This is a genomic window from Microbacterium sp. E-13, from assembly GCF_049912955.1.
Lineage (GTDB): Bacteria > Actinomycetota > Actinomycetes > Actinomycetales > Microbacteriaceae > Microbacterium.
On sequence record NZ_CP183973.1, the window covers coordinates 3249825 to 3263213 of the forward strand.

12 protein-coding genes are annotated in these 13389 nt (G+C 70.9%); 6 read left to right on the forward strand and 6 right to left on the reverse strand.

Going from position 1 to position 13389, the window contains the following annotated elements; genetic code table 11:
* The 4 genes from ACN9MP_RS15065 to ACN9MP_RS15080 all read left to right on the forward strand — a co-directional run bounded on the left by ACN9MP_RS15065 (nt 1) and on the right by ACN9MP_RS15080 (nt 3906).
* The gene (locus ACN9MP_RS15065; RefSeq protein WP_426321479.1) at nt 1-750 is read left to right on the forward strand and encodes an SRPBCC domain-containing protein; all 750 of its coding nucleotides are present in this window, start codon (nt 1-3) and stop codon (nt 748-750) included.
* Nucleotides 751-797: 47 nt separating this feature from the next.
* Nucleotides 798-1910, forward strand: a complete 1113-nt coding sequence (locus tag ACN9MP_RS15070; RefSeq protein WP_426321481.1) for an alpha/beta hydrolase — start codon at nt 798-800, stop codon at nt 1908-1910.
* Between the two features lie 63 nt (nt 1911-1973).
* Complete coding sequence (locus tag ACN9MP_RS15075) at nt 1974-2945, forward strand: cation diffusion facilitator family transporter (protein ID WP_426321483.1); 972 nt, start codon at nt 1974-1976, stop codon at nt 2943-2945.
* A gap of 34 nt (nt 2946-2979) precedes the next feature.
* Nucleotides 2980-3906 carry an LLM class F420-dependent oxidoreductase gene (locus tag ACN9MP_RS15080; RefSeq protein ID WP_426326065.1) on the forward strand — a complete coding sequence of 309 codons (927 nt, stop codon included), beginning with the start codon at nt 2980-2982 and terminating at the stop codon, nt 3904-3906.
* A gap of 4 nt (nt 3907-3910) precedes the next feature.
* Here the strand turns inward: ACN9MP_RS15080 and ACN9MP_RS15085 are convergent, their stop codons facing one another.
* Nucleotides 3911-4636 carry a DUF2306 domain-containing protein gene (locus tag ACN9MP_RS15085; protein ID WP_426321485.1) on the reverse strand — a complete coding sequence of 242 codons (726 nt, stop codon included), beginning with the start codon at nt 4634-4636 and terminating at the stop codon, nt 3911-3913.
* A 163-nt stretch (nt 4637-4799) separates the two neighbouring features.
* On the opposite strand from ACN9MP_RS15085, the gene ACN9MP_RS15090 reads away from it, so the two are divergent.
* Nucleotides 4800-6104, forward strand: coding sequence for a DUF222 domain-containing protein (locus tag ACN9MP_RS15090; RefSeq protein WP_426321487.1), 1305 nt, complete (start codon nt 4800-4802; stop codon nt 6102-6104).
* 10 nt (nt 6105-6114) lie between these two features.
* Here the strand turns inward: ACN9MP_RS15090 and ACN9MP_RS15095 are convergent, their stop codons facing one another.
* The gene (locus ACN9MP_RS15095) at nt 6115-6546 is read right to left on the reverse strand and encodes a nucleoside deaminase (RefSeq protein ID WP_426326067.1); all 432 of its coding nucleotides are present in this window, start codon (nt 6544-6546) and stop codon (nt 6115-6117) included.
* A gap of 103 nt (nt 6547-6649) precedes the next feature.
* Here ACN9MP_RS15095 and upp point away from each other — a divergent pair, with 103 nt between their 5' ends.
* Complete coding sequence (gene upp, locus ACN9MP_RS15100) at nt 6650-7282, forward strand: uracil phosphoribosyltransferase (protein WP_426321489.1); 633 nt, start codon at nt 6650-6652, stop codon at nt 7280-7282.
* Between the two features lie 10 nt (nt 7283-7292).
* On the opposite strand, the gene ACN9MP_RS15105 is transcribed toward upp, so the two are convergent.
* From ACN9MP_RS15105 to ACN9MP_RS15120, 4 genes are all read right to left on the reverse strand, one after another.
* Nucleotides 7293-8555, reverse strand: coding sequence for a type III PLP-dependent enzyme (locus ACN9MP_RS15105; RefSeq protein ID WP_426321491.1), 1263 nt, complete (start codon nt 8553-8555; stop codon nt 7293-7295).
* A complete protein-coding gene (locus ACN9MP_RS15110; RefSeq protein ID WP_426321493.1) occupies nt 8552-9055 on the reverse strand; it encodes a hypothetical protein in 504 nt (167 codons plus the stop codon). Before ACN9MP_RS15110 ends, ACN9MP_RS15105 begins: the two co-directional genes overlap by 4 nt.
* Nucleotides 9056-9276: 221 nt before the next feature.
* Nucleotides 9277-9597 (reverse strand): DUF3467 domain-containing protein, encoded by a 321-nt coding sequence (locus ACN9MP_RS15115; RefSeq protein WP_426321495.1) that lies wholly within the window; start codon nt 9595-9597, stop codon nt 9277-9279.
* Nucleotides 9598-9678: 81 nt separating this feature from the next.
* Complete coding sequence (locus ACN9MP_RS15120) at nt 9679-13350, reverse strand: TM0106 family RecB-like putative nuclease (protein ID WP_426321497.1); 3672 nt, start codon at nt 13348-13350, stop codon at nt 9679-9681.
* Nucleotides 13351-13389: the final 39 nt, after the last annotated feature.

Sequence of the window (13389 nt, forward strand, 5' to 3'; positions counted from 1 at the left end):
ATGGTCGACGTTCAGGGCCAGCTGGCCGCAGTGACCCGCGAGATCGCGAGCGAAGAGGTCGATGGGTTCCCGGCGCGCGTGCAGACGCTCGCCCAGACGTACCCCTCCCCCATCGACGACGTGTGGGATGCCGTCACCGGCGCGGACCGCATCGCACGGTGGTTCCAGCCGATCTCGGGAGACCTCGTGCTGGGCGGCCGGTATCAGATCGAAGGCAACGCGGGGGGCGAGATCCAGGAGTGCGCTCCCCCTGCGAACGGCGCTGCGCACTACAAGGCCACGTGGGAGTACGGCGGCGGCGTGACGTGGCTCACCGTGCGACTCACCGCAGAAGGGGCCGACTCCACCCGGTTCGAGCTCGAGCACATCGCCCGTACCGACGATGTGCCGTCGGAGTTCTGGGATGTCTACGGCCCCGGCGCCACGGGCGTCGGCTGGGACGGCGGTCTTCTCGGACTCGCCCTGCACCTCACCAGCGGTGACGGCCCCGCTCCGGGTGAGGCCGAGGCGTGGGCGTTCACCGACGAGGGCCGTGCGTTCTACCGCGGCGCAGCCGACGCGTGGGGCGCCGCACACGCCGCCGACGGCGCGGATGCGGCCGTCGCCGCGCGGGCGGCCGACAACACCTACGCGTTCTACACCGGCCAGCCGCAGCCCGCTGACACAGGGAATGAGACGGATGCTTCGACCCGCCGCATCCCGGATATGAAAGGCGATTCACTCCAGCACGAGGGCGGTCTATTGTCGTGAGTATGCGGGGGCGCAGGGGCCACCGCTGGACGTGGGAGGCACCCGAAATGACCCTCTTCGACGGCATCATCGCGCGCAGCGTCGAGACGCCCGACCTGACCGTCAACGTGCTGGAGCGGGCGGGCGACGACCCCGCCACACCGCCGGACCGCACCGTGGTGCTGATCCACGGCAACGCGTCCTCTTCCCTGTTCTGGCAGGAGATCATGCAGGATCTGCCGACCGACCTCCGGGTGCTCGCCATCGACCTGCGCGGCTACGGCGGCACCGAGCACGCGCCCATCGATGCGAGGCGAGGCGTGCGCGACTTCAGCGACGACGTTCACGCGACGCTCGAGGCACTCGGCATCCCGACGGCCCATCTGGTCGGCTGGTCGCTCGGCGCCGGCGTCGTCATGCAATACGCGCTCGACCACCCGGTGCTGAGCCTCACGCTCGAGGCCCCGGTCTCGCCCTACGGGTTCGGCGGCACGCGCCGCGACGGCACGCGCCTCACCGACGACGACGCCGGCACCGGCGGTGGCGCCGGCAATCCCGACTTCGTGCAGCGACTGATCGACCATGACACGTCGACGGATGCGCCCAACTCGCCGCGCAACGTCTTCCGTGCCCACTACGTCGCCTCGGGCTATCAGACCTCTCACGAGGACGTCTGGGTGGAGTCGATGCTCACCACGTCCACCGCGACCGGCAACTACCCGGGCGACTCCGTCGCGAGCGATAACTGGCCCGGCTTCGCCGCCGGCACGGTGGGGGTGCTGAACACGCTCGCCCCGGGCAACTACGACGTGTCGGGCATCGTCGACCTGCCCGAGAAGTTCCCCATCCTGTGGATCCACGGGACCCTCGACCCGATCGTGTCGGACGCATCCCTGTACGACCTGAACAACCTCGGCAAGCTCGGGATCGTCCCTGGGTGGCCGGGCGAAGACGTCGCGCCTGCGCAGGAGATGGTGTCGCAGATGCGCGACGTCCTGGCGCGCTACTCCGACGCGGGGGGCGAGGTGACCGAGATCGAGCTCGACGACACCGGCCACACGCCGCACCTGGAGCGGCCCGCCGAGTTCCGCCACGCGCTGCTCGAGGTCATCGGCTATGTGGGCCACCCGCACGACCCGACTCCTTCGACCGAGGCGATCATCCTGCGCTCGTCGGACTGACACCGGCGCGACGTCGACGCAAGGGGTGCGGAACCCGCCTGCGTGATCCGTAGACTCATCGCCATGAGTGCTTCCGGCGGCGGCAAGGCCATCCTCGCGGCGTTCCTGGCGAACATGGGCATCGCCCTCGCGAAGTTCATCGCGTGGTTCCTTTCCGGCTCGGCGTCGATGCTGGCGGAGGCGATCCACTCGGTCGCCGATTCGGGCAATCAGCTGCTCCTGATGCTCGGCGGGCGCAAGGCCAAGAAGGAGGCCGATCGCGAGCATCCGTTCGGATACGGTCGTGAACGCTACGTGTACGCGTTCGTCGTCTCGATCATCCTGTTCTCGGTCGGCGGCCTTTTCGCGATCTACGAGGGCGTCGAGAAGCTCATCCACCCGCACGAGCTGGACCAGCGGTGGTGGTGGCTGCCCATCGTGGTGCTGGTCGTCGCGATCGTCCTCGAGTCGATCTCGCTGCGCACCGCCGTCGGCGAGAGCAACCACGTGCGCACGAAAGGCCAGTCGTGGGTGTCGTTCGTGCGGCACGCGAAGGCGCCGGAGCTTCCGGTGGTGCTGCTCGAAGACGTCGGCGCGCTGATCGGCCTGGTCTTCGCGCTCCTCGGCGTCGGCCTCACCGTGATCACGGGCGACCCGCTCTACGACGCCCTCGGAACGCTCATGATCGGCACCCTCCTGATCGTGATCGCGATCGTGCTCGGCATCGAGACCAAGAGCCTGCTCGTCGGCGAGGGAGCGACGGATGCCGACTACCGGCGCATCGTCGACGCCATCGGCGACGGCCCCGAGGTCGAGAAGCTCATCCACATCAAGACGCTCTACCTCGGCCCCGACGAGCTGCTCGTCGCAGCCAAGCTCGGCTTCGCCGCCGATGCCCCGCTCGCCCAGATCGCCGGCGACATCAACCGGGTCGAGGAGCGCGTCCGCGCCGCGGTCCCGGCGGCGCGGGTCATCTACCTCGAACCCGACATCTACCGGCCGGGCGACGACGTCGCGCCGCCCACCTCGCAGTTCGTCATCAAGTCGACCGACTGACGATCCCGACGACCGCGCGAGGACCACGATGCCGATCGAGTACTGCATCTTCACCGAGCCCCAGCAGGGCGCGAGCTACGACGACCAGCTCGCGTTCGCGCGGGCAACGGAACGCCTCGGCTTCGACGGCTTCTTCCGGTCGGACCACTACCTGCACATGGGCGACGGCGACGGGCTGCCTGGCCCCACCGACGCCTGGACGACCCTGGCGGGCCTCGCCCGCGAGACGTCGCGCATCCGTCTCGGCACGCTCGTGTCGTCGGTCACCTACCGGGTTCCGGGGCTCCTGGCGATCCAGGTCGCCCAGGTGGATGCGATGTCGGGCGGCCGCGTCGAACTCGGGCTCGGGACCGGCTGGTTCGGGCGCGAGCACGAGGCGTACGGCATCCCGTTCCCCGCGAAGCGGTTCGACCTCCTCGAAGAGCAGCTGGAACTCATCACCGGCCTGTGGTCCACGCCGGTCGGCAAGACCTACAGCTTCTCGGGCGATCACTATCGGCTGACGGATGCCCCGGCCCTGCCGAAGCCGGTGCAGCCACGTCTGCCCGTGATCGTCGGCGGGGGCGGCCCGAAGCGCACGCCGGAGCTCGCAGCGCGCTTCGCGACGGAGTTCAACATCGGGTTCCGCTCCGAACAGGAGTCCGCGGGGAAGTTCGCGGGGGTGCGGGAGGCCTGCCGGCGCATCGGGCGCGACCCGGGGTCGCTCAAGCTGTCCGTCGCGCTGCCGACGCTGGCCGGGGCATCCCCGGCCGACCTCGACCGGCGTGCCGCCAACATCGACCGCACCGTCGCCGAGCTGCGCGGCGACGTGAACATCGTGGGCGGGCACGACGAGATCGTCGCGAAGGTCGAGCGTCTCGTCGCCCTCGGCGCGCAGCGCGTGTACTTCCAGCTCATGGACCTGCAGGACGTCTCGCACGTCGAGTACCTCGGCGAGGTGCTGCCGCACCTGCCGCGCTGACGCCTCAGGCCGGAAGCCGGTACGAGGGCAGGCCGCGCCGGCGGATGAGCCATTCGGCGAACACGAGGTTCGGGAGCCAGCACAGGAACGGCACCGCGGCGTACGCGTTCGCGAAGGCGGAATCGAACTCCCACGGCTGACCGAACACCAGCGGCGCCATGAGCAGCAGCGGCAGCCAGATGCGCAGAGTGACGCCCGAGTAGGTCAGCGCGTAGTTGCGGATCATCCAGGCCTGGTGGCTCGGCACGTCGCGACGACGGATGGCGCTGTAGGCGCGCCAGCCGGTGACGAGCCACAGCGCGGCGAGCGCCCCGAATCCGAACAAGCCGACGTAGCCGGCGGAGCTCGACGGGGCGATGGTGAGGCCGCCGAGCGCGCCGACCGCCACCGCGATCAGGTAGACGCGGCCGATCCAGCGATGCACGCGCGGCGCACGGCTGCGCAGGCCGCGCCAGAACTGCAGCGGACCGGTTGCCAGTGCCACCGCGCCGCCGACGATGTGGACGTACAGGGCAGCCTGCACGAACGGGGGCGCGGCGGCGTAGGTCGACGCGAGCCCGACGTCCTGACCCGCGAGGTCGCTCAGCGATGCGGTGAAGTAGGGCGATGCCGAGTACGCGACGATCGCCAGGGCCGTGAGCTGCACGAAGGTCCACCCGATGCGAGAGCGGGCGCCACCCCGCCCTGCGACGGCGGGAGCGGTCCCCGAAGTTTCGATGAGGCGGGTCATGGCCGTCACGCTAGGCCCGCGAGCGGAACGCCCAGCAGGGTGCTGGCCCCCCGATGGGGCGGGGCAGGCCCCCGGATGCGGGGGGGGGGGCAGGGCCCCCGGATGCGGTCTTCGACGAGAAATCTGCTTGCGACTTTCGAATGTTTGTTCTATCATGGGTGTCATGTCGAGAACGCCCCCGCCCGTCGAGAGCGAGGACGACGCACGCCCGGTCGGAGGGGACGAGTTCGTGCCGCCGGTGCCGGACGCGGTGGATCTGGTGGTGGAGACCGCGACGATGATGTCGGTGTTCGCGGCGCAGCAACTGGCGCGTATCGACGGGATGCGGCGCGAGCTGCTGGAGGAGGCGACCGGCCGCGGTGACGGGGTCCGCGACATCGTCGAACGTTCGATCCGGCTGGAGCTGGCGGCGGCGATGCGCATCACCGAGTACGCCGCCGGCCGGCTGATCACGCGAGCCGAAGCGCTGGTGCGGCGGTACCGTCCCGCGTTGGACGCGCTGGGCGCGGGGCGGATCACCGACAAGCACGCCGAGATCATCGCCGACCTGCTCGATGAGGCACCGGTCGAGCTCCGGGACGCCCTCCTGCAGCGCGCGATGCCGCTGGCCGAATCGGAGCCGGTGGGCACGTTCCGCCGGGCACTGCGCACCCTGATCGACACCGCCCAGGCGGCCACCCTGGAAGACCGTCACCGCCGCGCCCTCACCGACCGGCGCATCGCGGTCGAACGGGGACGCGACGGCATGTCCGGTCTCTGGTTGTTCGGCGCTGACGTCGAGATCCACGCGATCCACGGCCGGCTCACGCAGCTGGCCAACACGATCACCCGCGCCGAGGGTGAGACCCGCACCCTCGACCAGTTACGCGCCGACATCGCCACCGACCTCCTCATCGACGGCGCCACCGACCACCTTCCGGCGGCCGCGTCCGGCATCCGCGCTCAAGTGGTGGTGACCGTGCCGGCCCTCGCCCTCCTGGACGACCAGGACGCCGACGCCGGCGACCCGCCGGTGGTCGAAGGCATCGGCCCCATCCCGCTGTCGAAGGCTCGCGCACTGTGCGGCGGCGACAGCCGATGGATGCGGGTGCTCACCCACCCCGAGACCGGCATCGTCCTCTCGGTCGGACGCGACACGTACACCCCGCCCGCGGCGTTGCAGCGGCTGGTCAGATGGCGCGCCGACCGATGCATGGCCCCGGGCTGCGCGATACCGGCATCCCGATGCGAGATCGACCACCAGATCCGCTGGACCGACGGCGGCGAAACCTCCCTCGACAACACCCTGCCGTTCTGCAAGAACCACCACCTCGTCAAGGACAACACCGATTGGCGTGTGCGCCAGATCGAGGGGTCCGGAGGCACCGTGGCATGGACCTCCCCCACCGGGCGCCGGTATGTCGTTCGTCCGGAGCGCAAGGTTCCGACATTCACCGTCCGGCCGCCCGGCACAGACCCGCCGTACTGATCGGGCCGGATCAGCGGCGCGCGTCGAAGAAGGCGCGCAGAAGAGCGGATGCCTCGACCTCGCGCACACCGCCGACGACCTCGGCCCGATAGGGCAGACGCCGATCGCGCACGACGTCGTAGACCGAGCCAGCCGCACCCGCCTTCTCGTCCCACGCACCGAACACGAGCCGCGAGACGCGCGACTGGAGCACCGCTCCCGCGCACATGAGGCACGGCTCCAGAGTGACCACGAGCGTGCACCCCGCCAGATTCCAGGAGCCGACTGTCGCGGCGGCTGCCCGCAGCGCCACGACCTCGGCGTGCGCGGTGGGATCATGCTGGAGTTCGCGCAGGTTGCGGCCCTCGCCGATCATCGAGCCCGCGGCATCCGTCACCACCGCCCCGACGGGAACGTCGCCCGCCTCCCCCGCCGCCGCGGCGAGCGCGAGCGCGCGATCCATCGCGGCGATGTCTGCGGGGGCGGGACGCACAGCACGAGGCTATCGCGGAGTCCGCCAGGCTTTCGGATGGGGCCGGGCGGGGCACCGGCACTAACCTGTCTCTATGCGCCTGCACGTCGCCGACCATCCCCTCATCACCCACAAGCTCACGGTGCTGCGTGACGAGCGCACCTCCTCGCCCGTGTTCCGCCAGCTCACCGAGGAGCTCGTGACGCTCCTCGCGTACGAGGCCACCCGCAAGGTGCGCGTCGAAGAGGTCGAGATCCAGACGCCCGTCACGACCACCACCGGTGTGCGCATCGGCGATCCCCGCCCGCTCGTGGTGCCCATCCTGCGCGCCGGGCTCGGCATGCTCGAGGGCATGGTCAAGCTGATCCCGACGGCCGAAGTGGGCTTCCTCGGCATGGTCCGCAACGAGGAGACGCTCGTTCCGTCGACGTACGCCGAGCGGCTGCCGGACGATCTCAGCGACCGCCAGTGCTTCGTGCTCGACCCCATGCTCGCGACCGGCGGATCGCTGGGCGCCGCGATCGAGTTCCTGTTCCGTCGCGGTGCACAGGACGTGACCGCGATCTGCCTGTTGGGCGCTCCAGAGGGTGTCTCGGCGATCGAGAAGCAGGTCGACGGCCGTGACGTCACCCTCGTGCTCGGCGCTCTCGACGAGCGTCTCAACGACAAGGGCTACATCGTCCCCGGCCTGGGCGACGCGGGCGACCGCCTGTACGGCACGGTCTGAGCAGTCCAGGTCACCCCACGGGTACGCGCCGCACCTCCGACGGCAGCGGCATGTCACCGGTGACCGGAGCGCGACCCACGACCGCGACGGGTGTGAACGGGCGGCCGTTGAAACGCGTCGCCGTCACCGTCGTGTACGCCCCCATGGTGGGACTGATCAGCAGGTCGCCCACGCGCAGCTCGGGGAGCAGCACCTCGCGGGCGATGACGTCGGACGAGTCGCACGTCGGTCCCGCCAGTGTCGCCCAGCGGTGGCCGGCCGGCTCTGTGCCGACGAGGTCGCGCTCGGCGAACACGAGCGGGTGCACATCCTCGGTGAGCACGTTGGAGTACGAGCCGTACAGCCCGTCGTCGAGGTAATACCAGCGGCCGTCGTCGCGTTCGGCGAGACCCACGACGCTCGTGACGAGCGTCATCGCGTCGGCCACCATCACCCGGCCCGGCTCGGCGATGATGTCGAGCCGCCGCGCGTGGGGTTCCAGCACGGGACGCAGCGCCGCAGCGACATCGTCGATCGACGCCGTCGCCTCGTCGTAGGAGGCGGGGAATCCGCCACCGATGTCGAGGGTGTCGAACTGGATGTTGAGACGCCGCTCGAGGAGGTCCATGAGCGCCAGCGTGTCGGCCGCCGCCGCGGCGAACCGCGCCGGATCATCGAGCTGACTGCCGACGTGGTAGCTGAATCCGGCGACCGTCACGCCCGCCGCGAGCGCCCGTTCGACCAGGTGCGCCGCTTCGAACGGCCCGACCCCGAACTTCGTGCTGAGATCGCTCTTGGCGTGCGGACTCCGGTAGGCGAGCCGCACGAGGAGTCGCGTGTCCGCCGGTGCGCCGCGGAACTTGTCGATCTCGGTGTCGTTGTCGACGACGAAGGTCCGCACGCCGGCGGCCAGCGCGTCCGCGATCTCGGCCGGCTTCTTGATCGGGTGCGTGTGGATGACCCGGGACGGGTCGACGCCACGGCGCGTCAGCAGCGCCAGCTCTTCGCCGGTCGCGACGTCGAAGCCGCACCCCGCTTGGCCCAGCGCATCGAGCACGGCGTCGTGCGCGAGCGCCTTGACCGCGTAGTGGAAGCCGACGAACGGCAGCGCGGCGCGCAGCTGCCGATAGCGCCGGCGCACCCGCTCGGGGTCGAGCAGCAGCAGCGGCGTGCCGTGCAGGGCGATGGCGGCACGAGCCGACACGGATGACAGAACGGCGGATGCCTCGGCCCGCCGGTGTTCCTCATGAGCCGGGGTCGTGCGTGGTTCGCGCCGCAGCGCCGCGAAGTTCATGACGTCACCACCCGCAGAGCGCGACTTCCGTCGCGCAGACCGGTCTTCGCGGTGACCGTGAAGGCGCCCGCGGCGATTGCGTAGAAGACGACGTCGGCGGCGACCTTGCCGGCCAGCACGCCCCAGAGCGGGTCAGGGATGAGCCAGACGCCGAGCATGAGGGCCGCAGGTCGGATGAGGAACGTATCGAGCAGTTCCGCGGCACCGAACTCGGCGACCAGCAGGACGAGAGTGCGCGCGACGGCGCGACGGCGGGTCGCGGCGACCTGCACCTGCTCGATGAAGATGGTGGCGGCGAGCACGGCGTAGAACCCGATGACCTCGCCGAGAAGGGCGGCGAGCGCGATGAGCGGGGCAGCGTCGGTCCAGACGGTGGCGAGCAGTCCGGCGAACACCATCGCGGCCGTGCCCGCGACCTCGGCCGGCAGGTAACGGACGATCCAGAACACGAGCCCGCGACGCTCGGCCGGGACATCCGTCTGCTGATCGATGGTGGTCATGTCGCCTCCTCCTCGGTGTGACAGAGGAGGAAGGGGATGCCGTGATACCGGCGAACACCCCGGACGAAGAACGGCGCGGCATCCGCCCCTCGCCGAACGGATACCGCGCCTACGCGCCTTTGGGGGCGCGTGGCAAGATTACGGGGGCGAAATTTTCTTCCCAACGGGGTTGACATCGCGGGAACCGGTCCGTAATGGAAACCGGGATCCGCCCCCGGTCATCAGTCGCCGAGCGGCGGCTCCTGCGGGGTGCGCCGGCCCGTTTCGCGCTCCCAGAACTCGAGCTGCTGCGTGAGGGCCTTCGCCAGTTCGAAGACCTGGTCGGGTGGGATGCGGATGCGGCTCACGACGCGCGCGGGAACGATCGTGTGCCGCTGCCCGGTCTCGGCGTCGACCTGCTCGCGCGGCGGCTGCGCGAGCGTCAGGAAGTCCATCACGAACACCGTAGGGGTGTGCCAGACGTTGGCGAAGTCGGCGTAGGCGCCCCCGATGAGCTCTGGCGGGAGGTCGATCTCGAACTGCTGCGATGCGTCGTCGGCCATGCGGGCTCCTGTTCGGGCGGGCGACGGGTGAGTGTGGCGAGGGTGCTCCGGTACTGACGTGTGCGCGAGTCTACGCGGCGCTCAATCCCGGCTGACCAGGCGCGCGAAGCCGCTCAGCCGGGCGACACCCTCGGGAGTGTATGGCAGATCGTCGAGGAGACCGGGCGAGTACACGACGAACGCCGTGTGCATCGCGCGGGAGATCGCGACGTTGAGGCGGTTGCGCAGCAGGAGGAACTCGAGTCCCCGCGGAGCATCGCGCCCGCTCGACGCAGCGAGCGACACGATCGCGACGGCCGCCTCCTTGCCTTGGAACTTGTCGACCGTGCCCACGGGCACGTCGGGGAACCCCGCGGCGGCGAGCGCCTCTTCCACGGCCACCTGCTGGGCGTTGTACGGCGTGACCACGATGAGATCCCGCTGCTCGAGCGGCCGTGGGGGGCACGCGAACGAAGCCCCGTCGGCGTCGTCGGTCGACGCATCCGTCCACTCCCGGCCCACGAGATCCGCCACGAGCCGCGCGACCTCGGCAGCCTCTTCGAGCGACTGGGTGGCGTTGCCGTGGTGCCGGAGGGCGATCGGGACCACACCGGGCCGGATGCCGTCGAGGCGGCGCAGTGCGGTGGAGGGATGTGCCTCGAGCTCTCCGCGGTACGACAGCGTCGACACCGGCGCCGCGACCTCGGGCCGCATGCGCCGGGTATGCGCGAGGAAGTACCCGTACTCGGGTGGGATGACGTCGGCGCCGTCCATGACCCAGCCGAGCGCAGACGTGTCGACTGGCGCGGGATGCGTGCCCTGGCTGACCTGGGGCAGCTGCTGCGGGTCGCCGAGGAGCAGCAGGCGCGGTGCGGCGAGCGACACCGCGATGGTCGAGGCGAGCGAGAACTGCCCGGCCTCGTCGACGACGAGGAGGTCGAGGCTGCCGCGCGGCACACGCCCCTCATGGCTGAAATCCCACGCGGTGCCACCGATGACGTAACCGGATGCCGCGTGCTCGGCCGTGAACGCCGCGACCCCGTTCTTCGGCAGCACGGTGAAGCCGTGGTCGGCCGCCGGATCCTTCGGCGCCTTCCCGACCTGCATCGCCGGAACGCCGGCCGTGAGGACCCGCTCGAGCAGCTGTTCGATGGTGGCGTGCCCCTGCGCGACGACGCCCACCTTGTAGCCGTGCTCGCGCACGAGCCGGGCGATCACGTGGGAGCCGACGTACGTCTTGCCGGTTCCCGGAGGACCCTGCACGGCGAGATAGCTACGGTCCAGGTCGCGCACGGCGCGCGCGATCGCGTCGACGAGGTCGTCCCCCGCCGCGGGAAGCGTTCCGCTGAGGGTGCGAGGCGGGCGACGGGAGAGGATGTCGGTCGCGGGGTCGTAGGGAAGATCCGGGGCCGCGGAGATGACGCCGTCGGCCCACGCGTCGATGGCGGCCTGCTGATTGCCCGCCGCGGGCGGAGCGGCCGGTGTGAGCGCCAGCGGCAGCTCGGTCCAGGTCACGCCGTCGACCGCTGTCTCCTCGATCACGGCGCCGTCGTCGAGCACCTCGACCACGGTCACCGACCGGTAGGAGTGGATCCACCGCGGCGACGCCTCGAAAGGGTAGGGTGCGGGCAGCTCATAGAGGGCGAACGGATTCGTGCCCTCGCTGAGGCGCGTGCCGGGAGCGAGATCGCCCCGCAGCTCGACGATGCGCCGCTCGCCGCCCTTGCCGCTCTCGAGGAAGTGCCAGTCCTCGCGAACCCGGCTGCGGGCGCGATCGATCGCCACGACGTCGCGCGTCTCGTCCCACAGCGACATCGGCTCACGCAGTCGCAGGAAGTGCGTCGCCCAGAACGATTTGGACTCGCGCGGGTAGTAGTCGATGGCGGCCGCCCCGAGTCGCAGGGAGCGCGCGGGCACGGAGTCCTCCGGGTGCTCGAGCGCGAGGCCCTCGAGCACAGTCGCGCGTGCCGACGGCTCATAGGCGCGCTCGTCGGGCTCGGGGTTGGGCGAGGGCACCAGCGCCGCCTCACGGGCGCGATCCACCAGCCAGTCGCGCAGGCGCCGGGTCGACACGCAGTCGTAGCGGTTGTAGTCGGCGAGGTCGTCGAGCACGAGCCGCGCCTCCCCCTCATGGCCCTCGGCCTGGAGCGCTCGCGCCTCGACGTACCGGACGATCGAGTCATCGCCCTTCTGCACGTCGCTCGTGCGCACCTCGTCGCCCATATAGAGCGGCTCGAGCTTCTTGATGGAGTACGAACGCGACCCGACCCGCAGGGCACGCCGCACCACGGGGTACAGGTCGACGAAGACGCCGTCCCGAAGCAGCCGGTCGACATCGGCCTCGCGCACCCCGTGCCGGGCGGCCATCGCGAGGAGGTGCGTGGGCTCGTACGGCGCGTAGTGGTAGATGTGCATCCCCGGGTGCTGCTTCCGGCGCAGGTTGACGATGTCGAGGAAGGTCTCGAGGGCGCGCTTCTCCTCGGCGAAGGAATGCGCCCACAGGGCGGTGTACTGCTCGCGCGTATCGACCCATCCGAAGAGGTAGTCGATCCCCCATTGGGTGGGCTCGCCGGGGACGGGAGGCTCGGTGTGGAGCGGATCGCCCTCGAAGTCGAAGAACAGGTCGCCGTGGTCGGGCCGCGGCAGGGCGCCGAGAGCCTTCGGGGCCACGACCTCGAACACGGGGATCGGTGGCGCGGAGTCGGGGGCGGCGCCGGGCTCGTCGACGAGGGCCGCGATCCCGACTCGCGCTGCGTCGGGCTCCGTCGCCACCGCACCGGCGCCGACGGCGACGGTCGCGGCGGCGGCGACAGCGGCCGGCGACCTCGGTGCCACGAGCGGCGGCGTGCCGGCGGGGCTCTCGAGCTGCAGGCGGGCCTGCGTGCGCAGCGAGGAGAAGACGTCGGGATTCATTCCGGCCGGCCCCGCAGGGGCGTGTGCCAGCTGCTCGATCGTCTCGATGCCGGCGGCCCGCAGGCGCTCCCGCTGCACCGGCCGCATGCCGGCCACCAGCAGCAGATCGCGGGAGGCCACCACCTCGGCGTCGCACGTCGCGCAGCGTCCGCACGCCACGACGCCGAGCTCGCCCCGGGGGTCGCCCCAGGCGATGGGTTCTCCCGCCGCACCGAGATCGAGGCGCCGGTCGGCGATGAGCGCCGCCAGTCGCTCGCGACGCAGCTCGAAGACCGGCAGGAGGTCGTCGACCTCGTGCTCGCTGACGCTGCCGTCGCCGAGCAGCAGCTGCACCCGGCCGGACCGCGGCACCCCGAGGCGGTCGAGCTGATCGACGTACGCGGCCAGCTGCATGAGCGCGGTCACCCGCGCCCGCCGGGCGAGCTTGGTGTCCTGCACCAGCCAGGGCCGGCCGGTCCCCGACGCCGACCCCGACCCCGGGTCGCGGACCAGGAAGTCCGCGAAACCGACGAAGTCCTCCGTCGCGAAGGCCGCCTGGTACACCACCTCGGCGTTCGACGCGAGGGCCGCGTTCGTCAGGGCGACCGCATCGGCGAGAGCCGCGGCATCCGACGACCTCGTCTCGGGGATCACGGCGACGCGGTCGCCGAACCGGGCGATGTAGTCGTCGAGCACCCGTCGCTCGTGGACGGTGCCCAGCCGACCGGCCCGCTCGAGGGTGAGGTCTTCGGGCTCTTCGACCGCCGCCACACGACCCAGCCGCGCGTCGATCGCCCGCAGCCAGGCGAACTCGCACTCCGCGGCCGCTTTGAGATCGCTCGCGCTCCAGACGATCCGGCCTTCGTCCTCGATGTATCGCATTCCCCGCCCTTCTCTGACGACCCTAGCCGCGGGCCCCGA

What these genes read in the sequence shown, in the direction of transcription:
- ACN9MP_RS15075 (WP_426321483.1), top strand. Translation starts at nt 1,974, where the DNA reads ATGAGTGCTTCCGGCGGCGGCAAGGCCATCCTCGCGGCGTTCCTGGCG.
- ACN9MP_RS15085 (WP_426321485.1), bottom strand. Translation starts at nt 4,636, where the DNA reads ATGACCCGCCTCATCGAAACTTCGGGGACCGCTCCCGCCGTCGCAGGG.
- ACN9MP_RS15070 (WP_426321481.1), top strand. Translation starts at nt 798, where the DNA reads ATGACCCTCTTCGACGGCATCATCGCGCGCAGCGTCGAGACGCCCGAC.
- upp (WP_426321489.1), top strand. Translation starts at nt 6,650, where the DNA reads ATGCGCCTGCACGTCGCCGACCATCCCCTCATCACCCACAAGCTCACG.
- ACN9MP_RS15110 (WP_426321493.1), bottom strand. Translation starts at nt 9,055, where the DNA reads ATGACCACCATCGATCAGCAGACGGATGTCCCGGCCGAGCGTCGCGGG.
- ACN9MP_RS15095 (WP_426326067.1), bottom strand. Translation starts at nt 6,546, where the DNA reads ATGGATCGCGCGCTCGCGCTCGCCGCGGCGGCGGGGGAGGCGGGCGAC.
- ACN9MP_RS15105 (WP_426321491.1), bottom strand. Translation starts at nt 8,555, where the DNA reads ATGAACTTCGCGGCGCTGCGGCGCGAACCACGCACGACCCCGGCTCAT.
- ACN9MP_RS15115 (WP_426321495.1), bottom strand. Translation starts at nt 9,597, where the DNA reads ATGGCCGACGACGCATCGCAGCAGTTCGAGATCGACCTCCCGCCAGAG.
- ACN9MP_RS15120 (WP_426321497.1), bottom strand. Translation starts at nt 13,350, where the DNA reads ATGCGATACATCGAGGACGAAGGCCGGATCGTCTGGAGCGCGAGCGAT.
- ACN9MP_RS15065 (WP_426321479.1), top strand. Translation starts at nt 1, where the DNA reads ATGGTCGACGTTCAGGGCCAGCTGGCCGCAGTGACCCGCGAGATCGCG.
- ACN9MP_RS15090 (WP_426321487.1), top strand. Translation starts at nt 4,800, where the DNA reads ATGTCGAGAACGCCCCCGCCCGTCGAGAGCGAGGACGACGCACGCCCG.